We start from the raw sequence: 21604 nt of genomic DNA, 5'->3' as shown, positions 1-21604 counted from the left end.
GCGCTGCGGCGCGTGGCCGACGTGCTGGACGCGGCCGCGGGTGAGCTGGTGCCGCTCGCGCACCGGGAGACGAACCTGCCGGAGAAACCCCGGCTGTACGCCGAGCTGGAGCGGACCACGTTCCAGCTGCGGCTGCTCGCGGAGACGGTCGTCGACGGCGGCTACCTGTCGGTCACCGTCGACTCACCCGACACCTGCTGGCCAGCGGGCGGGCGTGCCGACCTGCGGCGCATGCTGGTGCCGGTCGGGCCGGTGGCGGTGTTCGCGGCGTCGAACTTCCCGTTCGCGTTCAGCGTCGCGGGCGGGGACACGGCGGCCGCGCTGGCGGTCGGCTGCCCGGTGGTGCTCAAGGCGAACCCCGGCCACCCGCTGCTGAGCGACCGCGTCGGTGAGCTGGTGGGCGGCGCGCTGTCGTCGGCCGGGCTGCCGGACGGGGTGTTCGGCCTCGTGCACGGCGTCGAGGAGGGGCGGGCGCTCGTGCTCGACCCTCGGATCAAGGCGGGTGCGTTCACCGGGTCGCCGCGGGGCGGCAGGGCGCTGTTCGACCTGGCCTGCTCGCGGCCGGAACCCATCCCCTTCCACGCGGAGATGGGCAGCGTGAACCCGGTGTTCGTGACCGCGTCGGCAGCCGAAGAGCGGGCCGAGGGGATCGCGGAGGGTTACGTCGACTCCTACACGCTCGGCGCGGGCCAGTTCTGCACGAAACCGGGCCTGGTGTTCGTGCCGGCGGCGGCCGCGCGTGACTTCGAGTCACACGTCGCAGCCGCGCTGGCCGGGCACGTCGCCGCGCCGCTGCTGAACGAGGGCATCGCGACGCGGTACGCCGAGGGGCTCGACGCGTTGCGCTCGCACCCGGCCGTGCGGGTGCTGGTGGCGGGGGAGGGCATCGCGCCGACGCTGCTCGGCTGCGACGCGGCGGACTTCCTCGCGGCGCGCTCCGAACTGCTGACGGAGTGCTTCGGCCCGACGTCGATGGTGGTGCGGTACTCGTCGGCGGACGAACTGCTGGCGTGCGCGCGGGGGTTCACCGGCGAGCTGACCGCCGCCGTGCACGGCTCACTCGCCGACGACGAGGTCGAGCCGCTGGTCACGCTGCTGACCGAGCGGGTCGGGCGCGTGCTGTGGAACGGCTGGCCGACGGGTGTGTCGGTGACGTACGCGATGCAGCACGGCGGCCCGTACCCGGCGACCACCATGCCGGGGCACACGTCGGTGGGCACCACGGCGGTGCGGCGGTTCCTGCGGCCGGTCGTCTACCAGAACATGCCGCAGGCGCTGCTGCCCGAGGTGCTGCGCGACGGCAACCCGCTCGACGTGCCGCGCATGGTCGACGGGGTGCGCGGTTACCGCCCGACCGCGTAGCCCTGCTGCCCGCGCGGGTTGGCGGCCGCGCGGAGCAGCCCTGACCCGGTGTCGCGGGCGATCGCGGACATGCGGCCGAGCGACCAGCCGTCGACGATCTCGACGTCGTGACCGCGCCTGCGCAGCTCGTCGGCCGCGGCCGCGGCCCGCGCCTCGAGGAGCAGCTGTGTGCCGGTCTGCCGAGGGTAGAACGACGACGCGAACGCGGTGGTGTGCCAGCTCGGCGAGTCGATCGCGGCCTGCAGGTTCATGCCGTGCACGGCGTGGTTGAGGAAGAACACCAGCTGCCACTGGTCCTGCTGGTCGCCGCCGGGCGTGCCGAACGAGAGCTGCGTGCCGTCGCGGGTCGCGAACGACGGGGACAGCGTGGTGCGGGGCCGCCTGCCGGGGGCGAGCGTGCTCGGCAGGCCCTCCTCAAGCCAGAACATCTGGGCCCGCGTGCCGAGGCAGAAGCCGAGCGCGGGGATGGTGGGTGAGCTCTGCAGCCAGCCGCCGGACGGCGTCGCGGAGATCATGTTGCCCCACCGGTCGGCGACGTCGAGATGGCAGGTGTCGCCGCGGGTCGTGCCCTGCGGGGAGACCTCCAGACCGCCCAGCGTCGGCTCCCCGACACCGAGGCCTGCTGGCCCGGCCGGGCCGCCACCTTCGAGCACGTACCGGGGGAGGGTGCCTAGCCCGTTGCGGAGCGCGGCACCGGCTTCGCCGGTCACGAGGCGTGACCGCTCGGCGAGGTACGCGGGGTCGAGCAGCGCGGTCAGGTCGGCGCCGTCGCCGAAGTTCGCGTCCCGGTCGGCGAACCCGAGCTTCGCGACCTCGACGACGCGGTGGATCTCCTCGGCGGTGGCCGCGCCGGGCGGCTCGCCCATGGCCGCCAGCATCGCCAGCTGCGCCAGCAGGACCGGGCCCTGGCTCCACGCGCCGACCTTGTGGACCTGCCAGCCGAACACGTCCTGGCTCACGGTCGGCTCGTAACTCGGGCGCCATGCCGCCAGGTCGGCGCCGGTGAGCAGCCCGGTGTGCGGGCGGCCGGAGTCGTCGACCACCTCGGTCCGGCAGAAGGCGTCGATCTCCTCGGCGACGAACCCCTCGTACCAGGCGGTGACGGCGGCGTCGAGCTGCTTCTCGCGGTCGCCGCCCTCGGCCTCGGCCTCGTCGACCAGCCTGCGGTAGGTGGCGGCGAGGGCGGGGTTGCGGATCAGCCCGCCTGGCGCGGGCGTTGGCAGCCAGAGGTCGGCCGAGGTGGGCCAGTGTCCGAGGAACAGCTGCTCGACGGCGGCGATCGTGTCCACCACGGCCTGCGCCACCGGGTGGCCGTGCTCGGCGTAACCGATGGCGTAGCCGAGGACGTCGCGCAGCGGCAGGCTGCCGTGGTCGCGCAGGAGCGTCAGCCAGGCGCCGACCGCGCCGGGCACGGTCGCCGCCAGCAGCCCGGTGCCCGGCACGAGGTCCAGCCCCAGCTCCCGGAACCGCCGCGTGGTGGCGGCGGCGGGTGCCACGCCCTGTCCACACAGGACGCGCGGGGTGGGGTCCTCGGCGGTCACGAAGATCGCGGGCACCTCGCCGCCAGGGCCGTTCATGTGCGGCTCGCACACGTGCAGCGTGAAGGCGGCCGCCGCGGCCGCGTCGAAGGCGTTGCCACCGCGTTCGAGGACCGCCATGCCCGAGGACGAGGCGAGCCAGTGGGTGGATGCCACCATGCCAAAGGTGCCGGCGAGTTCCGGACGGGTAGTGAACACGTCGTAACGTTTACGGGATCGGGCAGGCCGGAGGCAAGGTCATCCGCCTCATGAGCCCCGCGCCCCGTACCCTGACGTGGCGACACATCGACGCCGGTACCCCCTGCGGGTATGCTTGGTGGTCGGACGAGGGACACAGCGGGAAAGGGACGTCGGATGCGGGGCTACACCAGCGACAAGGATGGCTTCCTCAAGCGCCTCCGCCGCATCGAGGGCCAGATCCGCGGACTGCAGCGCATGGTCGAGAACGACGAGTACTGCATCGATGTGCTGACCCAGATCTCGGCGGCGACGAAGGCCTTGCAGGCGGTGTCACTCGGGTTGATGGACGAGCACCTGAAGCACTGTGTGGCGCAGGCGCTGGTCGATGGCGGCAAGGACGCGGAAGAGAAGGTTCGCGAGGCCAGCGAGGCGATCGCGCGGTTGGTGCGCTCCTAGCTTGCTTGTGGGACATGCGCGATGCCGCGTGTCCTCAACGGACGCCGCGCGGCCGGAACTGGATGCTGATCCTCGGCCCCACCGGTTTGGCCGTCTTCGGCACCGCGTGTTCCCACGTGCGCTGGCACGAGCCGCCCATGACGATCAGGTCGCCGAGCCCGAGTGCGTAGCGGAGGGCCGGGCCGCCCCCGCGCGGCCGGAGTAACAGCGCCCTCGGCGCGCCGACGGAGACGATCGCGACCATCGTGTCCTCGGTGTTGCCCCGGCCGATGCGGTCTCCGTGCCAGGCGACGGAGTCACGGCCGTCGCGGTAGTAGCAGAGGCCCGCGGTGCGGAACGGCTCGCCAAGCTCGGCAGCGTAGTGGTGGCTCAGCGCGTCCCGGGCCCTGGTGAGCACCGGGTCCGGCAGCGTCGCGTCCTCGTCGTAGAAGCAGAGCAGCCGGGGCACGTCGACGCTGCGGTCATACATCCGCCGCCGTTCCGCCCGCCACGGCACCCCGGCGGCCAGCCGGTCGAACAACGTGCCCGCTCCCGTGAGCCAGCCGGGGCGCACGTCCACCCACGCGCCGTCCGACAGCTCGGTGCGGCGGACGGGGGGCAGGGGGCGGAGGCCGACGTCGTCGAGGTCGTCGAGCAGGGAGCCTTGGAGCGCGGACATGGCGACCACCCTACACCGTCAATCGAACACGTGAGCGAGATGGTTAACGGTGCGGGACGCGGGGTAGTCGCGTTACCGAGGAACACCGAGGAAGGAAGGGTGAGTGCGCAATGCCTGCGATCGAAGGCAAGAGGGTGGCCTTCCTGGCCACGGACGGCGTCGAGCAGGTCGAACTGGACCAGCCGTGGCAGGCGGTCACCTCGGCGGGCGGGCGGCCGGAGCTGGTGTCGCTCGCGGCGGGTGACATCCAGGCCTTCAACCATCTCGACAAGAGCGACACCAAGCACGTCGACGTCGCGATCGACGACGCGAGTCCCGAGGCCTACGACGCGCTGGTCCTGCCGGGCGGCGTGGCCAACGGCGACTTCGTGCGTGCGGACGACCGGGCCGTGCGGTTCGTGCGTCACTTCGCCGACGCGGGCAAGCCGATCGCGGTGATCTGCCATGGCGGCTGGGTCCTCGCCGAGGCGGACGTGGTGCGCGGCAAGACGATGACGTCGTGGCCGAGCCTGAGGACCGACCTGCGCAACGCGGGTGCCACCTGGGTGGACCAGGAGGTCGTCATCGACGGCGGCCTTGTCTCGAGCCGCAACCCGGGCGACCTGGACGCGTTCTGCGCCAAGGCCGTCGATGAGATCGCCGGGGGCGTGCGCGTCTGATGGCCCGTTCCGGCAGGCGCCAATCAGACCGACTCGGCGAACTCGATCCGGTCTGTGGTCCACACGCGTGAGCGTTCGCTCAGTGTGAAGCCGATGCCGGGCCGGTCGGGGACGAGCACCGCGCCGTTCGCGACGGTCACCTTCTCGTTGAACAGCGGCGCGAGCCAGTCCACGTGCCCGACCCACGCCTCGCCAGGGTAGGCGGCGGCGAGGTGGACGTGCAGCTCCGTTGCGAAGTGCGGGGCGAGCATGAGGTGGTGCTGGTCGGCGAGTGCCGCGACCCGCAGGAACGGCGTGATGCCGCCGACCATGGCCGCGTCCGGCCGCACGATGTCGGCCGCATCGTGGGAAATCAGCTGCCAGTGCTCGTCGACACCGGTGAGCGCCGACCCGGTCGCGATGGGGGTGGCGAGCGCGGCGTTGAGGGCCGCGTGGCCCTTCGTGTCGTGTGCGTCGAGTGGTTCCGCCAGCCACAGCAGGGAGAACTCGTCGAGGCGGTGGCCGGTCCTGCTCGCCTGCACGCGCTGCCAGCGCTGGTCCGCGTCGGCGATGAGCGGCACGTCGTCGCCGAGTGCCTCGCGGACCGCACGAACCCGCTCGACGTCGCGCGCCGAGTCCCGCGCGCCGACCGCGATGCCGATGCCACCCACCCCCAGTTCGAGTGACCGCTTGGCGTTGTCGATGACCTGCTCGATCGGCACCGAAAGAGATCCACCGGACGTGGTGTAACACGACACCGCGTCACGATGACTGCCCAGCAGCTTGGCCAGCGACAGGTTCGCGCGCTTGGCCTTGAGGTCCCACAGGCCGACGTCGACCGCGCCGATCGCCTGTGCGGCGAGCCCGGTGCGCCCCACGGAGGAGCCCGCGGCGAGCAGCTTCTCGCGCACCCGGCCGATGTCGTTGGGGTCCTCGCCGAGCAGCAGCGGCACGATCTCCTTGCCGTGCGCGTAGAGGCCGGGTCCGCCCGCCCTGGTCGCGTAGCTGAAGCCGAGGCCGGCATGGCCGTCGGTGGTGCCGAGCTCCGCGAAGAGGAACGCCACCTCGGTGACTGGCGGCCGTCGTCCGATCGCCGCGTTCTCGCCGTTGATGGGCGAGCTGAGTGGCAGAAACACCAGCGACAACCGGACACGGTCTATTCGGTCTCCTGTACGCACCTGGCTAACCCTATCGTGGTGTACGTTCGTACTAGTACAGATGTACACCTACGGGGAGTAGAGCGATGCCGTACGTGTTCCTGCTGGTCGCGATCACGTTCGAAGTGATCGCGACGAGCCTGCTCAAGTCCACCGAGGGGTTCACGAAACTGTGGCCCACGGTCGCGACCCTGACCGGTTACGCGGCCGCGTTCGCCGCGCTGTCCCTGGCGATCAAGCAGGACCTGCCGGTCGGCGTCGCGTACGCCATGTGGTCCGGGCTCGGCACGGCCGCGATCGTCGCCATCGGCGTGGTGTTCCTCGGCGAGCCGATCAACCCGCAGAAGGTCGCGGGCGTGCTGCTCGTCATCGGCGGCGTCGTGGTGCTCAACCTGGGCGGTGCGCATTGACCGCCCGGCGCGACCCGGAGGCACGGCGTCGCAAGATCGTCACCGCCGCGGTGGCCGCGATCGCGGACGTCGGCGTCGGCAACGTCACCCACCGCAGGATCGCCGAGCTGGCCGGGGTCCCGCTCGGGTCGACGACCTACTACTTCCCGACGCTCGACGACCTCGTGGCCGCCGCACTGCGCGAGGCGATCGAGTACGCACGCGCCGACCTCGAGGCGTGGGCCGACGAACTGCTGGCGAGCAGGGACGTGATCGGGACGTTCGTCGAAGCGACCATGCGCTACCTCGACAACCGGGAGCAGGTGCTGCTCGAGTACGAGCTGTATCTCGCGGCCGCGCGCATGCCGGAGCTGCGGCCGCTGGCCCAGCTGTGGATCGACGGACTGCGCGGCATCTGCGCCCGGTTCGCGGGCAAGGACCGGGGTTTCGCGCTCGCCGCGCTGATCGACGGCCACCTGATGCAGGCGCTCGTGACCGACGAACCCGTCGACGCCGACGCGTTGCGCGCGGGCGTCGAACGGCTCGTGCGGAGCTGAGCCAGAACTAGTCAGCCGCCGAACAGGGGCAGGATCGACTTGATGGTCTGGTACAGCGCGTAGACGATCGGGATCCCCACCACCAGCCAGGAGATCACCAGGCGTGCGGTCTGGTCCCGTACCTCGGGTGCTGTCTCGGGCATCGGGTCACCTATCCCTTCGCCGACCGGTCGGCTTCCGCGAACGCGTCGGTGTGCTCGGACTCGTGGTATGCCGCCGCCACCGGGCGGATCAGCAGGTTCGCGACGAAGCCGACGGCGAGCACGCCGACCATGGTGAACAGGGCCGGGCGGTAGTCGGTGTAGACGAGCTGGCCCGGCTTTCCTTGTGCGTCAAGGAAACCGTTGATGATGAGCGGTCCCGCGATGCCCGCGGCGGACCACGCGGTGAGTAATCGGCCGTGGATGGCGCCGACCTGGTAGGTGCCGAACAGGTCACGCAGGTAGGCCGGGACGGTGGCGAAACCGCCGCCGTAGAAAGAGATGATGACACCGGCCAGCAGCACGAACACGGCGGTGGCGGTGTGCCCGGCGACGGCGAGCAGGAAGTACAGGATCATGCCGACGCCGAGGTACATGACATAGGTCGGCTTGCGGCCGAGGAAGTCCGAAGTGGACGACCACACGAACCGGCCCGCCATGTTGAAGATCGACAGCAGGCCGACGAACGCGGTCGCCGCCGTGGTGGCGACCGTCGAGGTGCCGCCCTCGCGGAAGAAGTCCTGGATCATCGGGCTGGCCTGCTCGAGGATGCCGATGCCCGCGGTCACGTTGCAGAACAGCACCGTCCACAGTAGCCAGAACTGCGGGGTCTTGATCGCGTTGGCCGCCGAGACGTGCGACGTGGTGACGAGCGGCTTGGCCTTGAGCTTCGCCGGGTCGAAGCCCGCCGGCCGCCAGTCCGGCGCCGGGACGCGGACGTTGAAGACGCCGAACATCATCACAATGAAGTAGACGATGCCGAGCGTGAGGAACAGCAGCGCGACCGAACTGCCGGAGGCCACCGACGTGGAGTCGGTCGGGTCGTAGTCGCTGTCGTACAACGACATCAGCTGGCGGGACAGGGGGGACGCGACGAGGGCGCCGCCGCCGAAGCCCATGATCGCCATGCCGGTCGCGAGGCCGGGGCGGTCCGGGAACCACTTGATCAGCGTGGACACCGGCGAGATGTAACCGATGCCGAGCCCGATCCCGCCGACGAAGCCGTAGCCGACGTACACCAGCCACAGCTGGGTGGTGGCGATGCCGAGCGAGGCGATGAGGAAGCCTGCCGCCCAGAAGCACGCGGACGTGAACATCGCCGCGCGTGGCCCCACCCGCTCGACCCACGTGCCCATGACCGCGGCCGACACGCCGAGCATGACGATCGCGATCGAGAAGATGATGCCGATGGCGGTGAGGCTCGTGTCGAAGTGCGCGACGAGTGCCGTCTTGTAGACGCTGGTGGCGTAGGCCTGACCGATGCAGAGGTGGATCGCCAGTGCCGCGGGAGGGATCAGCCATCTGCTGTATCCGGGCTTCGCCACCGTGTGTTCGCGGTCGAGGAACGACAAGGCGGCCAAGACGCACCTCCGGTGTGCTGCCTGGATGATCGTGGCGAACCGTACTGACGGAGGTCGTTGGGGGTCAAGCAATGTGATTGATGGGCCGATAACCGCTGTCTATCGGACGTACGTTGTGAGAAGTTGGTCCAGTTTCTCCTGCATGTCGACGCGGCTCGTGGCGTCGAGGAGGGCGCGGGCGAGCATCGGTTCCGGGTCCCGGTCGGCGAGCACGAGGCCGACCTGGTTGGTGACGCGGGGCCGGTCCAGCGGCACCACCTTCAGGCCGTCGGGCACCCCGAACAGGTACAACCACGCGTGGGCGATGACGCTCGACCACCGCCCGGTGGCCACGTGGGCGTAGATCGCCGAGACCGTGTCGGTCTCCACCGACGGCGACACCGTGACCCCCGCCTCCGCGAAGTTGCGGTCGAGGATCCGCCGGTTCTGCATCACCGACGACAGCAGGCATAGTGGCGTGTCGATCAGTTCGCCCCACCCGACCGAGTCCCGCTCGGCGAACTGGCCGTCGGCGGGCGTGAGCAGGAGGTAGCGCTCGCGGTAGAGCGGCGTGACCCGGACCGTGCCGAGCGGCTCACCGTCCACATAGGTCAACCCGATGTCGAGGTCGAACTCCGCGAGCCGTTGCACGATCTCCCGCGACGACAGCGACTCGATCGAGATGCGTACCCGAGGGTGGTCCTCGAACATCGGCGCCGTCAGCAACGAGGCGATCGTCTGCGCGGTCGGGATCGCGCCGATGCGCAGCACGCCGGACAGGCCACCGCGCATGCTGGCCAGCTCGTGGCGGAGCGCGTCCTGTTCGGCGAGGATGCGGTGTGCCCAGAGGAGCACCTGCTTGCCCTCGGGGGTGAACCCCTCGAACCGCTGGCCCCGCTGCACGATCTGGACGTCAAGCTCCGCCTCGAGCTTGCGGATGGCGGCCGACAACGCGGGCTGTGAGACGTGACAGGCCTCGGCCGCCCGCCCGAAGTGCCCTTCGCGTGCGAGCGCACTCAGGTACTCCAGCTGGCGCAGCAACATGGACAGAGCCTAAGGGCGACCTGGTGCCTATGGGGTGATTCTTATCGGGTTCACGATGTCTGCGGTGACCGTCAGTAGCAGGACGGCGCCGCCGATCATCACCAGCACCATCGTGATGCCCGACAGCCTGGTGTAGTCGACCGGCGCGGCCGCCGTCTTGCCGCGTCGGTCGCGTAGCCGGTTGCGGACGTGTTCGTACCACGTCACCGCCATGTGCCCGCCGTCCAGCGGCAGTAGCGGCAGCAGGTTGAACACGCCCATGAAGAAGTTCAGCCCCGCCAGCAGGAGCAGGAACACCTGCCACAGCCCGGCTTCCACCGCCTCGCCGCCGATCCGGCTCGCGCCGACGACGCTGACCGGCGTCTCCGGGTCGCGTTCGCCGCCGAAGATGGCCGCAACGACCGCCGGGATGCGTTGCGGGAACTCGACGAGCTTCTCGAAGGTCTGCGCGAACATGTCACCGGCGAACGACGCCGTGCCGCCGACCGCGGACCACGCCGTGTAGTCGAACGACCTGGTCGCCGTCACCCCCGCGACACCGACCTGTGCCACGTCGGCCCTGCCGTCGGAGTTCGTGACCGGCCGGTCGACACGCGGGACGTCGACGGTCAGCCGCACCGTCTCCTCACCACGCCGAACGACGAACGGTGTCGGGCCGTCGGCGCGCTGGATCTCGTCGACCATCGCGCTCCACGTCGGCGTCGACACCCCGCCGACCGACAGCACCTCGTCGCCCTGGCGCAGGCCCGCCGCCTGTGCCGGACCGGTCTCGCCAGGCCCGCACGCCATGTTCGCGAGCTGCTCCGAGGTCGTCGCGTCGTGCACGCACGCGGAGACCTGTGAGACGCCCGGCTTCTCGGCGAGGTTCGGCAGGCCGAACGTCACCGCCATCGCGTAGAGCACGACGAACCCGAGCAGGAAGTGGGTGAACGGCCCGGTCGCCATGACGACCGTGCGCTTCCACGTCTTCTGGCGCCACATGGCGCGCGGCTCGTCCTCGGGGTCGACGTCGTCGAGCGCGGTCATCCCGGCGATCTCGCAGAACCCGCCGACGGGGACGGCCTTGAGCCCGTATTCGGTCTCACCACGCCGGAACGAGAAGATCCGGGGACCGAACCCGACGAAGTACCTGCGCACCTTCATGCCAAAGGCCTTCGCGGTGAGCAGGTGGCCCGCCTCGTGCAGGGCGAGCGACGCACCGATGCACAAGGCGAAAAGCACTACGCCGATGATGTACGCGAGCACACCCGCCCCTCTCGCCTGTCGTTCCGGCGAGCCTACGCAGGGCAGGTAAAGCGGCTGTTCAGACCGGTCGCCGCAGGCGGACCCGGCTGACCGGTCCACCTCGCGACGCCGGTCATCCGGTCAAGGTGTCCAGTACCTGCTGCCCGAACTTCGCCAGCTTGTTCTCGCCGACACCGCTGATCGTGCCCAGCGCCGCCAGCGTGGTGGGACCCTCCGTGGCGATCTGGCGGAGCGTGGCGTCGTGGAAGATCACGTAGGCGGGGACGCCCTGTTCCTTGGCCGTCGCCGCGCGCCAGGCGCGGAGCTTCTCGAAGACCGGCTGCGTCGCAGGGGACAGTTCCTGTTGCGGCGCCTTGGTCCTCGCGGGTTTGGCGGCACGCTTGGGTTCCTGCCGCAGTCGCACCTCTCGCCTGCGGGCCAGCACGTCGGCGCTCGCCTCGGTGAGCACGAGCGTGCCGTGGTCACCCTCCACGGTCAGCAGGCCCTGGGCGAGCAGCTGGCGGATCACGCCGCGCCACACCGGTTCCGCGAGCTCGGTGCCGACCCCGAACACGGTCAGCGACTCGTGGCCGAACTGCTGGATCTTCGCCGTCTGGCGGCCGAGCAGGATGTCGACGACGTGGCCGACACCGAACTTCTGGCGGCGTTCCCGGTCCAGCCGGTAGACCGCGGACAGCACCTTCTGCGCCGCGATCGTGCCGTCCCACGCCTCTGGCGGGCTCAGGCACGTGTCGCAGTTGCCGCACGGGGTGGCGTCCTGGCTGAAATAGTTCAGCAGTTGCACCCGGCGGCACTCGACCGTCTCGCACAGCGCCAGCATCGCGTCAAGGTGGGTGCCGAGGCGGCGGCGGTGCGCGTCGTCGCCCTCCGAGGTCGCGATCATCTTGCGCTGCTGCACCACGTCCTGCAGCCCGTACGCGAGCCAGGCGGTCGACGGCTGGCTGTCGCGGCCCGCGCGGCCGGTCTCCTGGTAGTAGCCCTCCACCGACTTCGGCAGGTCCAGGTGCGCGACGAACCGCACGTCCGGCTTGTCGATGCCCATGCCGAACGCGATGGTCGCCACCACCACGAGCCCTTCCTCGCGCAGGAAACGGGACTGGTTGCGCGCACGGGTGCCCGCGTCGAGGCCAGCGTGGTAGGGCACGGCCTCGATGCCGTTGGCGGACAGGAACTGCGCGGTGCGTTCCGTCGACGCCCGCGACAGGCAGTAGACGATGCCTGCGTCGCCCTTGTGCTCGGTGGTGAGCAGTTCGAGCAGCTGCTGTTCCGGGCGGTTCTTCGACACGATCCGGTACTGGATGTTGGGCCGGTCGAAGCTCGACACGAACTGCCGCGCCTCGTCCAGGTTCAGCCGGTGCGCGATCTCCTTGCGGGTGGCCTCCGTCGCGGTCGCCGTCAGCGCGATCCTCGGCACCGTCGGCCACCGCTCGTGCAGGCGCGACAGCTCCAGGTAGTCCGGGCGGAAGTCGTGCCCCCACTGCGCGACACAGTGCGCCTCGTCGATGGCGAACAGCGAGATCTTCCCCCGGTCCAGCAGGCGCAGGGTGGACTCGACCTTCAACCGTTCCGGCGCCAGGTACAGCAGGTCGAGATCGCCTGCCAGGAACGCCGCCTCGACCTCGTGCCGCTGGCCGAAGTCCTGCGTGGAGTTGAGGAAACCGGCGCGCACGCCGAGCGCCCTGAGCGCGTCGACCTGGTCCTGCATCAAGGCGATCAGTGGCGACACCACGATGCCGACGCCGGGCCGCACCAGCGCGGGGATCTGGTAGCACAGCGACTTGCCGCCGCCGGTCGGCATCAGCACCAGCGCGTCACCGCCGCCTGCGACGTGCTCGATGATGTCCTGCTGGTTTCCCCGGAACGCGTCGTAGCCGAACACGCGGCGCAGCGTGTCCAGGGCGGGCTGGGTTGCGGTGTCCGGGAGAGTCACGCGGCGATTCTAGGCGCGGCGACCGACAAGCCCGTGGAGTTGTCCACAGGCCAGGCGTGTCCCCCACCGTGACCTCGCCGATCGGCACCGTCGGCGTGGCGCCGACGCGCTCGGCCTGCCGTCGACGGCCAACTAGGTCAGCATCGGTCCCATATGCTCGGGGCATGAGCGCCGGCCGTCTTCTCGCCCTGCTGTCCCTGCTCCAGACGCCGAGGGAGTGGCCGGGCAGCGAGCTGGCCAGAAGGCTCGAGGTCACCCCGAGGACCGTGCGGCGCGATGTCGAGCGGCTGCGCGACCTCGGGTACCCGGTGGCGGCGACGATGGGTGCCGATGGCGGTTACCGGCTCGTCGCGGGCGCCGAGGTGCCGCCGCTCCTGCTCGACGACGAGGAGGCGGTCGCGATGGCGGTCGGCCTGCGTGCCGCCGCGGGCCAGGCCGTGCGGGGCATCGAGGAGGCGTCGGTGCGCGCGCTGACCAAGCTCGAGCGGGTGCTGCCGTCGCGGCTGCGGTACCGGGTCGGCGCACTCACCTCGGCGACCGTCCCGCTCGTCACCGGCGAACGGCAGGCCGTGGATCCAGGTCAGCTGACCGGAATCGCGGGCGCGGTGGCCAACCACGAACGCCTGCGGTTCGCCTACCGGGACCACGACGCCGAGGAGACCAAGCGGCACGTCGAGCCGTACCGGCTCATCGCGGCCGGGCGCCGCTGGTACCTCGCCGCGTTCGACCTGGAGCGCGACGACTGGCGCCTGTTCCGGGTCGACCGTATCGCGAACGCGCAGCCGACCGGCGCCCGTTACCAGCCGCGCGAGCTGCCGGAAGGCGACGCGGCCTCGTTCGCCACCAGCAAGCTCTACTCCCTCGTGCCCACCTACGAGGCCGTGGTCGTCGTCGAGCTGCCAGCGGACCGCGTGCCGGCACACCTCGGCACCGCGGAGCCGCTCGACGAGCGCAGCAGTCGCGTGCGGGCGGGTGCCGACACCCTGGAGTGGCTGGCGTTCCGGTTCGCGACCGCCGGGTGCGAGTTCACCGTGGAGGAACCTCCAGAACTGGTCGACTACCTGCGAGAACTGGGCGGGCGGGTAGGCAGGGCGACGAATTCCCGATGAGCGTGTCGATTCCCGCTCCGGTCGTTCGACGTGGGGTAGGCGGCTAGGTTTCGAGGCGAGCTGGAGAGAGAGGAAGGACGAGGCATGCGCTTCATGGTCATTCGCAGAGCCGACGAGGAAACGGAAGCGGGCGTGCTTCCTAGCGAGGAACTCCTCGAAGCCATGCGCCGCTACAACGAAGAAATGATCAAGGCCGGCGTCATGTTGTCCGGCGACGGGCTCATGGCCTCCGACAAGGGGGCCAAGGTGCGGTTCTCCGGCACCGGCAGGACGACGGTGATCGACGGTCCTTTCGCCGAGGCGAAGGAGCTGGTGGCCGGGTACTCGATCATCGAGGTCGACTCGCTGGCGGATGCCGTCGAATGGGTGAAGAGGTGGCCGGTCGAGGACGGCCACGGCAACGCCGTGATCGAGATCCGCCGGATCGCCGAGATCGACGACTTCGGTGACGCGATGACCGACGAGAACCGCGCGCACACCCAGCGCCTCCGCGACCTGACCGACGGCAGATAAGGAGGACCGGCATGCGATTTCTAGTCATGGTGAAGGCGAGCGAGCAGTCCGAGGACGGAGCCGAACCGGACGCGGAGGAGATGGCCGCCATGGGGCGGTACAACGACGAGCTGATCAAGGCCGGCGTGCTGCTCGCCGGTGAGGGCCTGCTCGAGTCGGCGAAGGGCGCGCTGGTCAGGTTCACGAACGGCACGCCGACGGTGATCGACGGTCCGTTCGCCGAGGCCAAGGAGCTGGTGGCCGGCTTCTGGCTGATCGACGTCAAGTCGAAGGAGGAGGCGATCGAGTGGGTCAAGCGGATCCCGTGCACCGACGGCGCCGAGTCCGACGTCGAGATCCGTCAGGTCTACGAAGCGGGCGACCTGATCGCGGCGGTGACAGCGAACCACGGCGGGTAACTGCTTTGATAGGCGCATGCCGACGCTGGAGACCCATCGTGCGATAGACGCCGTGTGGCGCATCGAGTCGGCCCGGCTGATCGCCGGGCTCACCCGCATGGTGCACGACGTCGGTCTCGCCGAGGAGCTCGCGCAGGACGCACTGGTCGCGGCGTTGGAGAAGTGGCCGGAGTCGGGCGTCCCGGACAACCCGGGTGCCTGGCTCATGGCCATCGCCAAGCGGCGCGCCATCGACATGTTCCGCCGCCGCGAGACGCTGGACCGCAAGGTCACCGAGATCGGCCGCGACCTGGAGACCGCCGAGCCGCCCAACGCGGAGCCGGACTTCGACGCGATCCACTCCAACATCTCCGACGACCTGCTGCGGCTGGTCTTCATCTCCTGCCACCCGGTCCTGTCCACCGAGGCCAGAGTGGCGCTCACGCTGCGTCTGCTCGGCGGGCTGACCACCGAGGAGATCGCCCGCGCGTTCCTCACCCCGGAGCCGACGATCGCGCAGCGGATCGTGCGGGCCAAGAAGACCCTCGCCCAGAAGAAGATCCCGTTCGAGGTGCCTGCCGCGGCCGAGCTGGGGGAGCGGCTCGCCTCCGTGCTCGAGGTCGTGTACCTGGTCTTCAACGAGGGCTACGCGGCGACCGGCGGCGACGACTGGATGCGGCCGGGGTTGTGCGATGACGCGATGCGGCTGGGCCGGATCCTCGCCGAGCTGGTGCCCAAGGAGCCGGAGGCACACGGCCTGATCGCGCTGATGGAGATCCAGGCCTCCCGCGCCCGTGCCAGGACCGCGCCGGACGGTACCCCGGTCCTGCTCGACGACCAGGACCGGCTGAAGTGGGACCAGCTGCTGATCCGGCGCGGCCTCGCGGCACTCGCGCGGGCGGCCGAGCTGGAGGCGCCGATGGGTCCGTACGTGCTGCAGGCCGAGATCGCCGCCTGCCACGCGAGAGCAGGCACCCCGGAGGACACCGACTGGGTGCGGATCGCGGCGCTGTACGCGCGGCTCGTGCAGCTCGTGCCATCGCCGGTGATCGAGCTGAACCGGGCCGTCGCGCTGTCGCGGGCGTTCGGCCCGCAGGTCGGGCTCGACGTCGTCGACGAGCTGCTCGACGAGCCGTCGCTACAGAGCTACCACCTGCTGCCGAGTGTGCGCGGTGACCTGCTGGCCAAGCTCGGCCGCACCGAGGAGGCACGCGCGGAGTTCGAGCGGGCCGCGTCGCTCACCCGCAACGAGCGGGAACGCGCGCTGATGCTGAAGCGAGCGGCGGAATGACCGAGCTTGCGAGGGAATCATCGATATTGACCGAGCTTGCGAGGGAATCATCGATGTTCAGGACGGCACGGAGTCAGCGCGTGCCACGGCGCGGTAGCGGAGCCTGCGGAGCGTCGCGACGTGGTCGCGTTGACGAGGGGCCGGCATGACCGACGGCACTCCCGGGATGAAGGACGTGGCCGCGGTCGCTGGCGTGTCCATCGGCACCGTGTCGAACGTGCTGAACCGCCCGCACCTGGTCAGCGAGGCGACCCGGTTGCGTGTGCGGGCCGCGATCGTCGAGCTGGGCTTCGTCCGCAACGAGACCGCGCGCCAGCTGCGGGCGGGGCAGAGCAGGACCATCGCGTACGTGGTGATGGACGCCGCGAACCCGTTCTTCATCGACGTCGCGCGCGGCGTCGAGGAGGCGGCCCGCGCCGAGGGCATGGTCGTCTACCTGTGCAACTCCAACCAGGACGGCATCCGGGAGCGCGAGTACCTTGAGCGGTTGCGTGAGCAGCGGGTGCAGGGGGTGCTGATCACCCCGATCGACCCTGGCGGCGAGCGGCTCGCGGAGATGCCCGGCCGGGGCATGCCGGTGGTGCTCGTCGACTGCCCGTCCGATGACGAGGCGCAGTGCTCGGTCGCGGTCGACGACGTGCTCGGCGGTGAGCTGGCGATGACCCACCTGCTCGAGTCCGGGCACGAGCGGATCGCGTTCGTCGGTGGCCCGATGACCGTGCAGCAGGTGCGCGACCGCTACCGGGGTGCGCAGGAGGCCACGCTCGCCACCGGCGGACCGGCCGAGCTGACGCGGATGGAGACCGAGGCGCTGACCGTGGCCGAGGGCAGGCGCGCGGGGGAGCGGCTCGTCGGGCTGCCCGCCGCGCGGCGGCCGACCGCCGCGTTCTGTGCCAACGACCTGCTCGCGCTCGGGCTGTTGCAGGCGATGACCCGGCAGGGCCTTTCCGTGCCGAAGGACCTCGCCGTGGTCGGCTACGACGACATCGAGTTCGCCGAGGCCGCGGCGGTGCCGCTCACGTCGGTGCGCCAGCCGAGGGAGCTGCTCGGCCGCACCGCGGCGCGGCTGCTCCTGGAGGAGGCGTCCGGGGAGGTGGCGCACTCCCACCAGCAGGTCCGGTTCCGGCCGGAGCTGGTCGTGCGGGCCTCCACCCGGATCCAGCGATGAGGCGCCGGGAACCGGTGCGTGCCTTGACACTCCTCTGTGGCTCCACCATGCTGATGGTCGAATTGAAACGTTTAACTCGACGGCAGAGGGCGGCATGACTGACCAGGTCGAGGCGTTGTTGCGACGGAGCAACCGGCTCGGGGCGGACCCGCGCAACACCAACTACGCAGGCGGCAACACCTCCGCCAAGACCACCGCCACCGATCCGGTCACCGGCACGGACGTCGACCTGTTGTACGTCAAGGGATCCGGCGGCGACCTCGGCACGCTCACCTCGGGTGGGCTCGCCGTGCTGCGCCTCGACCGGCTCCGCGCGCTGACGGGCGTCTACCCGGGAGTCGAGCGTGAGGACGAGATGGTCGCCGCGTTCGACTTCTGCCTGCACGGCAGGGGTGGCGCGGCGCCGTCCATCGACACCGCCATGCACGGCCTCGTCGAGCAGGCGCACGTCGATCACCTGCATCCCGACGCGGGCATCGCGTTCGCGACCGCCGTCGACGGGCCCGAGCTGACCCGTCAGTGCTTCGGGGACCGGGTGGTCTGGGTGCCGTGGCGGCGGCCGGGATTCCAGCTGGGACTGGACATCGCGGCCGTGGCGCGGGACAACCCGACGGCGATCGGGGTGGTCCTCGGCGGCCACGGCGTCACCGCGTGGGGCGCGACGAGCGAGGAGTGCGAGGCTAACTCGCTCGAGATCATCTCGGCCGCGCAGCGCTACCTCGACGAGCACGGCAGGCCCGACCCGTTCGGCGCGGTCGTGGTGGAGACACTCGCGCCGGCCGACCGCGCACTGCTGGCCGCACGCATCGCCCCGGCCGTCCGAGGGCTCGTCTCCACCGACCACCCGCAGGTCGGCCACTTCACCGACGCCGAGGGGGTGCTGGACTTCCTCGCCCGCGAACGCCTCGGTGAGCTGGCCGCGAAGGGCACGAGCTGCCCCGACCACTTCCTGCGCACCAAGGTCCGCCCGCTCGTCCTCGACGTGCCGCCGACCACCCCGCTGGACGAGCTTCTGGCGCGCCTCAAGGAACTCCACGACGACTACCGCGCCGACTACCGTGCCTACTACGAGCGCTACGCCGACGCGGACAGCCCACCCCTGCGTGGCGCGGACCCGGCCATCGTGCTGGTGCCCGGTGTCGGCATGTTCAGCTTCGGCGCGGACAAGCAGACCGCGCGTGTGGCGGGCGAGTTCTACGTCAACGCCATCAACGTGATGCGCGGCGCCGAGTCGGTCTCGACCTACGAGCCGATCGAGGAACGCGAGAAGTTCCGCATCGAGTACTGGGCGCTCGAAGAGGCGAAGCTCAGGCGGCGGCCCAAGCCGAAACCCCTCGCCACCCGCGTCGCGTTCGTCACCGGCGGCGGCTCCGGCATCGGCCGTGCCACCGCGCTGCGGCTCGCGGCCGATGGCGCGTGCGTGGTCGTCGCGGACCGCGACCCGGACTCGGCCAAGCAGGTCGCCGAGGAGATCGGCGAGACCGGTCTCGCGGTGACCGTCGACGTGACCGACGAGAACGCGGTCGCCGAGGCCTTCCGCACCGCCGTACTGGCCTTCGGTGGCGTCGACCTCATCGTCAACAACGCGGGCCTGTCCGTGTCGAAACCGTTGCTGGAGACCACGGAGCAGGACTGGGACCGCCAGCACGACGTGATGGCGAAGGGCTCGTTCCTCGTCTCCCGTGAGGCCGCGCGGATCATGATCGAGCAGGGCATCGGCGGCGACATCGTCTACATCTCCAGCAAGAACGCCGTGTTCGCCGGTCCCAACAACGTCGCGTACGGCGCGGCGAAGGCCGACCAGAGCCACCAGGTCCGGCTGCTCGCGGCCGAGCTGGGCGGGTACGGGATCCGTGTCAACGGCATCAACCCCGACGGCGTGGTCCGCGGCTCCGGGATCTTCGCCGGTGGCTGGGGCGCGCAGCGGGCCGCCGTGTACGGGGTGCCCGAGGAGGAGCTTGGCGCGTTCTACGCCAAACGCACGCTGCTGAAGCGGGAGGTGCTGCCCGAGCACGTCGCGGCGGCGATCGTCGCGCTGTGCGCGGGGGACCTGTCGCTCACGACCGGGTTGCACGTGCCGGTGGACGCCGGGGTCGCGGCCGCTTTCCTCCGATGAGTGTCATGGTGGCCGCCGCCGATCTCGGCGCGGCGAGCGGGCGGGTGATGGCCGCGTCGGTGGGCGCGGACACCCTGGAGCTGCGGGAGTGTCACCGGTTCCCCAACCGTCCTGTTCGGGCACATGGCACCCTGCACTGGGACATTCTCGCGCTGTACCAGGGAGTGCTCGACGGGCTGGCGGCGGCCGGACCCGTCGACGGGATCGGCATCGACTCGTGGGCCGTCGACTACGGGCTGATCGACGCGGACGGCGCGCTGCTCGGCAACCCCGTGCACTACCGGGACGAACGGACCGCGCACGCCCGCGACAACCTCGAACGCCTTGGCGCACAGGAGCTGTACGCCACCACCGGGTTGCAGTTCCTGCCGTTCAACACGATCCACCAGCTGGCCGCCGAACCCCGGCTGGGGCTCGCGCGGCGGCTCCTGCTGATCCCGGACCTGCTCGCGTACTGGCTGACCGGCGAGCAGGGCGCGGAGGTCACCAACGCGTCCACCACGCAGCTCCTCGACGTGCGTACCCGGACCTGGGCCACCGGGCTGATCGAGAAGGTCGGTGCCGACCCGGCGCTGTTCCCGCCGCTGCGGGAGCCGGGGACGGTGCTCGGCGAGAACGGCGGTGTGCCGGTCATCGCGGTCGGCTCGCACGACACGGCCTCCGCGGTGGTCGGCGTGCCCGCCGAGCACGAGCGGTTCGCCTACATCTCGTGCGGCACGTGGTCGCTCGTCGGGGTGGAGCTGGACTCCCCGGTGCTCACGGAAGCCAGCAGGGCAGCCAACTTCACCAATGAGCTGGGTGTCGACGGCACCGTGCGCTACCTGCGCAACGTGATGGGACTGTGGCTGCTGCAGGAATGCGTGCGGGAGTGGGGCGCCGACACCGCCGGGCTACTGCGGGCCGCGGCGGACCGGCCACGTGGCGCCGTGATCGATCCCGACGACCCGGTGTTCCTGCCGCCCGGCGACATGCCCGCCCGCATCGTCGACGCCTGCCGCCGCGCGGGTGAGCCGGTGCCCGCCGACCGTGCCGCGATCGTCCGGTGCGTCGTGGACAGTCTCGCCGACGCGCACCGGCGGGCCGTCGAGGACGCGCAGGCGTTGTCCGGCAAGGCCGTCGACGTCGTGCACATCGTCGGCGGCGGGGCGCGGAACACGTTGCTGTGCCAGCTGACCGCGGACGCGTGCGGCCTGCCGGTGGTGGCGGGCCCTGTCGAGGCGACCGCCATCGGCAACGTGCTCGTCCAGGCCCGCGCGCTGGGTGCCCTCGACGGCGACCTGACCAGGCTGCGGGCCCTGACCCGGGCCACACAGCCGGTCACGCGCTATCAGCCTGTGTCACGCGCTCGCTCCGCTCGCGGGTGAGCAGCGCCCAGTCGACCTCGTGGACCGTGGCAGCGGGTGGTACTGGGGCGTTTCAGTGCGTGGCGTCCAACCGGGCGAGTTCTTCCGGTGTCAGCGTCAGGTGCGCCGCGGCGGCCGAGTCGCGGATCGTCGCGGGCCGCGACGAACCCGGGATCGGGATCACGACGGGGGACTTGGCGAGCATCCACGCGAGGCACACCTGCTGCGGGCTCACGCCCTTGTCCCGTGCGGTCGCCGCGAACGGCGCGAAGATCGAGCCAAGGTCACCCGCCTTCGCGATGCCGCCGAGCGGGCTCCACGGCAGGAACGCGATGCCCATCTCGTCGCACAGGCGAAGCTCCGGCTCACTGGACCGGAACGCGGGCGAGAACTCGTTCTGCACGCTCGCGAGCCTGCCGCCGAGGATGTCGTTGGCCAGCCGGATCTGGTCCGGGTTGGCGTTGGAGATGCCCGCGTACCGGATCTTGCCCGCGTCGAGCAGGTCGCGGATGGCACCGACCGACTCGGCGTAGTCGACCGACGGGTCCGGCCGGTGGAACTGGTAGAGGCCGATCGCGTCGACGCCGAGCCGTTTGAGCGACGCCTCGCACGCCTGCCTGAGGTACTCGGGTGAGCCGTTCAGGCCCCAGCCGCCGCCCTCGGCGCGGGTGTGGCCACCCTTGGTCGCGATCAGCACGCCGGACGTGTCGCCGCCGAAGCTCGCGACCGCGCGGGCGATGAGCGACTCGTTGTGCCCGACATCCCTGTTGTCCAGCGAGTAGGCGTCGGCGGTGTCGATCAGCGTGACGCCCGCGTCGAGCGCGGCGTGGATCGTGTCGACGGAGCGCTGCTCGTCGTCCGGCCTGCCCGCGATGGACAGCGGCATGCCACCGAGTCCGATGGCGCTGACCTGCGTGTCGCCGATGCGGCGGGACTGCATTTCGGAAGCCTCCTGCGGTGTTGCCTCTGGACCTTCTACGTGCCCAGCTTCTC

Annotated in this window: 21 protein-coding genes; 12 read left to right on the top strand and 9 right to left on the bottom strand. The window is 70.7% G+C overall.

Annotated elements, in window-relative coordinates:
• Positions 1 to 1362 (top strand): aldehyde dehydrogenase (NADP(+)) (locus tag WBA97_RS11530; RefSeq protein ID WP_424230745.1); only part of this gene is annotated, 1362 nt, incomplete at its 5' end.
• Here WBA97_RS11530 and WBA97_RS11525 read toward each other — a convergent pair.
• On the bottom strand, positions 1344 to 3059 hold the full coding sequence (locus WBA97_RS11525; protein WP_424230744.1) for a gamma-glutamyltransferase family protein: 1716 nt from the start codon (positions 3057 to 3059) through the stop codon (positions 1344 to 1346). The genes WBA97_RS11530 and WBA97_RS11525 overlap by 19 nt on opposite strands.
• 195 nt (positions 3060 to 3254) lie before the next feature.
• Here WBA97_RS11525 and WBA97_RS11520 point away from each other — a divergent pair, with 195 nt between their 5' ends.
• A complete protein-coding gene (locus WBA97_RS11520) occupies positions 3255 to 3536 on the top strand; it encodes a metal-sensitive transcriptional regulator (protein ID WP_424230743.1) in 282 nt (93 codons plus the stop codon).
• Between the two features lie 34 nt (positions 3537 to 3570).
• On the opposite strand, the gene WBA97_RS11515 is transcribed toward WBA97_RS11520, so the two are convergent.
• Positions 3571 to 4194: an alpha-ketoglutarate-dependent dioxygenase AlkB gene (locus tag WBA97_RS11515; protein ID WP_424230742.1), complete on the bottom strand. Its 624-nt coding sequence runs from the start codon at positions 4192 to 4194 to the stop codon at positions 3571 to 3573.
• A 110-nt stretch (positions 4195 to 4304) separates the two neighbouring features.
• Between WBA97_RS11515 and WBA97_RS11510 the strand changes: the two genes are divergently transcribed.
• Complete coding sequence (locus tag WBA97_RS11510; RefSeq protein WP_424230741.1) at positions 4305 to 4853, top strand: type 1 glutamine amidotransferase domain-containing protein; 549 nt, start codon at positions 4305 to 4307, stop codon at positions 4851 to 4853.
• Between the two features lie 23 nt (positions 4854 to 4876).
• Here the strand turns inward: WBA97_RS11510 and WBA97_RS11505 are convergent, their stop codons facing one another.
• Positions 4877 to 6010 (bottom strand): L-talarate/galactarate dehydratase, encoded by a 1134-nt coding sequence (locus WBA97_RS11505; RefSeq protein WP_424230740.1) that lies wholly within the window; start codon positions 6008 to 6010, stop codon positions 4877 to 4879.
• A 65-nt stretch (positions 6011 to 6075) separates the two neighbouring features.
• On the opposite strand from WBA97_RS11505, the gene WBA97_RS11500 reads away from it, so the two are divergent.
• On the top strand, positions 6076 to 6399 hold the full coding sequence (locus WBA97_RS11500) for a DMT family transporter (protein ID WP_424230739.1): 324 nt from the start codon (positions 6076 to 6078) through the stop codon (positions 6397 to 6399).
• The gene (locus WBA97_RS11495; protein WP_424230738.1) at positions 6396 to 6935 is read left to right on the top strand and encodes a TetR/AcrR family transcriptional regulator; all 540 of its coding nucleotides are present in this window, start codon (positions 6396 to 6398) and stop codon (positions 6933 to 6935) included. Before WBA97_RS11500 ends, WBA97_RS11495 begins: the two co-directional genes overlap by 4 nt.
• An 11-nt stretch (positions 6936 to 6946) precedes the next feature.
• Here WBA97_RS11495 and WBA97_RS11490 read toward each other — a convergent pair whose 3' ends face one another.
• The 5 genes from WBA97_RS11490 to recQ form a co-directional block, all read right to left on the bottom strand.
• A complete protein-coding gene (locus WBA97_RS11490) occupies positions 6947 to 7078 on the bottom strand; it encodes an MFS transporter small subunit (RefSeq protein WP_424230737.1) in 132 nt (43 codons plus the stop codon).
• 8 nt (positions 7079 to 7086) lie between these two features.
• Complete coding sequence (locus WBA97_RS11485) at positions 7087 to 8496, bottom strand: OFA family MFS transporter (protein WP_424230736.1); 1410 nt, start codon at positions 8494 to 8496, stop codon at positions 7087 to 7089.
• Positions 8497 to 8595: 99 nt separating this feature from the next.
• Complete coding sequence (locus WBA97_RS11480) at positions 8596 to 9519, bottom strand: LysR family transcriptional regulator (protein WP_424230735.1); 924 nt, start codon at positions 9517 to 9519, stop codon at positions 8596 to 8598.
• Positions 9520 to 9546: 27 nt separating this feature from the next.
• Positions 9547 to 10764 carry a M50 family metallopeptidase gene (locus WBA97_RS11475; protein ID WP_424230734.1) on the bottom strand — a complete coding sequence of 406 codons (1218 nt, stop codon included), beginning with the start codon at positions 10762 to 10764 and terminating at the stop codon, positions 9547 to 9549.
• A gap of 112 nt (positions 10765 to 10876) precedes the next feature.
• Positions 10877 to 12694 carry a DNA helicase RecQ gene (recQ, locus tag WBA97_RS11470; RefSeq protein WP_424230733.1) on the bottom strand — a complete coding sequence of 606 codons (1818 nt, stop codon included), beginning with the start codon at positions 12692 to 12694 and terminating at the stop codon, positions 10877 to 10879.
• Positions 12695 to 12858: 164 nt separating this feature from the next.
• Between recQ and WBA97_RS11465 the strand changes: the two genes are divergently transcribed.
• The 7 genes from WBA97_RS11465 to WBA97_RS11435 all read left to right on the top strand — a co-directional run bounded on the left by WBA97_RS11465 (position 12859) and on the right by WBA97_RS11435 (position 20632).
• On the top strand, positions 12859 to 13803 hold the full coding sequence (locus WBA97_RS11465; RefSeq protein WP_424230732.1) for a helix-turn-helix transcriptional regulator: 945 nt from the start codon (positions 12859 to 12861) through the stop codon (positions 13801 to 13803).
• A gap of 84 nt (positions 13804 to 13887) precedes the next feature.
• Positions 13888 to 14316: a YciI family protein gene (locus WBA97_RS11460; protein WP_424230731.1), complete on the top strand. Its 429-nt coding sequence runs from the start codon at positions 13888 to 13890 to the stop codon at positions 14314 to 14316.
• An 11-nt stretch (positions 14317 to 14327) separates the two neighbouring features.
• Complete coding sequence (locus WBA97_RS11455) at positions 14328 to 14714, top strand: YciI family protein (RefSeq protein WP_424230730.1); 387 nt, start codon at positions 14328 to 14330, stop codon at positions 14712 to 14714.
• A 16-nt stretch (positions 14715 to 14730) separates the two neighbouring features.
• Entirely contained in the window at positions 14731 to 15984 is a 1254-nt protein-coding gene (locus WBA97_RS11450) for an RNA polymerase sigma factor (protein WP_424230729.1), read from the top strand.
• 145 nt (positions 15985 to 16129) lie between these two features.
• Positions 16130 to 17152: a LacI family DNA-binding transcriptional regulator gene (locus tag WBA97_RS11445; protein WP_424230728.1), complete on the top strand. Its 1023-nt coding sequence runs from the start codon at positions 16130 to 16132 to the stop codon at positions 17150 to 17152.
• A 94-nt stretch (positions 17153 to 17246) separates the two neighbouring features.
• Positions 17247 to 19268, top strand: a complete 2022-nt coding sequence (locus WBA97_RS11440; RefSeq protein WP_424230727.1) for a bifunctional aldolase/short-chain dehydrogenase — start codon at positions 17247 to 17249, stop codon at positions 19266 to 19268.
• Positions 19265 to 20632 (top strand): rhamnulokinase, encoded by a 1368-nt coding sequence (locus WBA97_RS11435; RefSeq protein ID WP_424230726.1) that lies wholly within the window; start codon positions 19265 to 19267, stop codon positions 20630 to 20632. The genes WBA97_RS11440 and WBA97_RS11435 overlap by 4 nt, the downstream gene beginning before the upstream one ends.
• 52 nt (positions 20633 to 20684) lie before the next feature.
• Here the strand turns inward: WBA97_RS11435 and WBA97_RS11430 are convergent, their stop codons facing one another.
• Complete coding sequence (locus WBA97_RS11430) at positions 20685 to 21551, bottom strand: aldo/keto reductase (protein WP_424230725.1); 867 nt, start codon at positions 21549 to 21551, stop codon at positions 20685 to 20687.
• Positions 21552 to 21604: the final 53 nt, after the last annotated feature.

Origin of the sequence: Actinophytocola sp. (assembly GCF_049647105.1) — a bacterium.
GTDB lineage: Bacteria > Actinomycetota > Actinomycetes > Mycobacteriales > Pseudonocardiaceae > Actinophytocola.
The sequence above is the reverse complement of the archived record's forward strand: the minus strand, read 5'-3'. Positions and strand labels throughout refer to the sequence as shown.

What these genes read in the sequence shown, in the direction of transcription:
- WBA97_RS11525 (WP_424230744.1), bottom strand. Translation starts at nt 3,059, where the DNA reads ATGGTGGCATCCACCCACTGGCTCGCCTCGTCCTCGGGCATGGCGGTC.
- WBA97_RS11520 (WP_424230743.1), top strand. Translation starts at nt 3,255, where the DNA reads ATGCGGGGCTACACCAGCGACAAGGATGGCTTCCTCAAGCGCCTCCGC.
- WBA97_RS11515 (WP_424230742.1), bottom strand. Translation starts at nt 4,194, where the DNA reads ATGTCCGCGCTCCAAGGCTCCCTGCTCGACGACCTCGACGACGTCGGC.
- WBA97_RS11510 (WP_424230741.1), top strand. Translation starts at nt 4,305, where the DNA reads ATGCCTGCGATCGAAGGCAAGAGGGTGGCCTTCCTGGCCACGGACGGC.
- WBA97_RS11500 (WP_424230739.1), top strand. Translation starts at nt 6,076, where the DNA reads ATGCCGTACGTGTTCCTGCTGGTCGCGATCACGTTCGAAGTGATCGCG.
- WBA97_RS11490 (WP_424230737.1), bottom strand. Translation starts at nt 7,078, where the DNA reads ATGCCCGAGACAGCACCCGAGGTACGGGACCAGACCGCACGCCTGGTG.
- WBA97_RS11480 (WP_424230735.1), bottom strand. Translation starts at nt 9,519, where the DNA reads ATGTTGCTGCGCCAGCTGGAGTACCTGAGTGCGCTCGCACGCGAAGGG.
- WBA97_RS11465 (WP_424230732.1), top strand. Translation starts at nt 12,859, where the DNA reads ATGAGCGCCGGCCGTCTTCTCGCCCTGCTGTCCCTGCTCCAGACGCCG.
- WBA97_RS11460 (WP_424230731.1), top strand. Translation starts at nt 13,888, where the DNA reads ATGCGCTTCATGGTCATTCGCAGAGCCGACGAGGAAACGGAAGCGGGC.
- WBA97_RS11455 (WP_424230730.1), top strand. Translation starts at nt 14,328, where the DNA reads ATGCGATTTCTAGTCATGGTGAAGGCGAGCGAGCAGTCCGAGGACGGA.
- WBA97_RS11450 (WP_424230729.1), top strand. Translation starts at nt 14,731, where the DNA reads ATGCCGACGCTGGAGACCCATCGTGCGATAGACGCCGTGTGGCGCATC.
- WBA97_RS11445 (WP_424230728.1), top strand. Translation starts at nt 16,130, where the DNA reads ATGACCGACGGCACTCCCGGGATGAAGGACGTGGCCGCGGTCGCTGGC.
- WBA97_RS11440 (WP_424230727.1), top strand. Translation starts at nt 17,247, where the DNA reads ATGACTGACCAGGTCGAGGCGTTGTTGCGACGGAGCAACCGGCTCGGG.
- WBA97_RS11435 (WP_424230726.1), top strand. Translation starts at nt 19,265, where the DNA reads ATGAGTGTCATGGTGGCCGCCGCCGATCTCGGCGCGGCGAGCGGGCGG.
- WBA97_RS11430 (WP_424230725.1), bottom strand. Translation starts at nt 21,551, where the DNA reads ATGCAGTCCCGCCGCATCGGCGACACGCAGGTCAGCGCCATCGGACTC.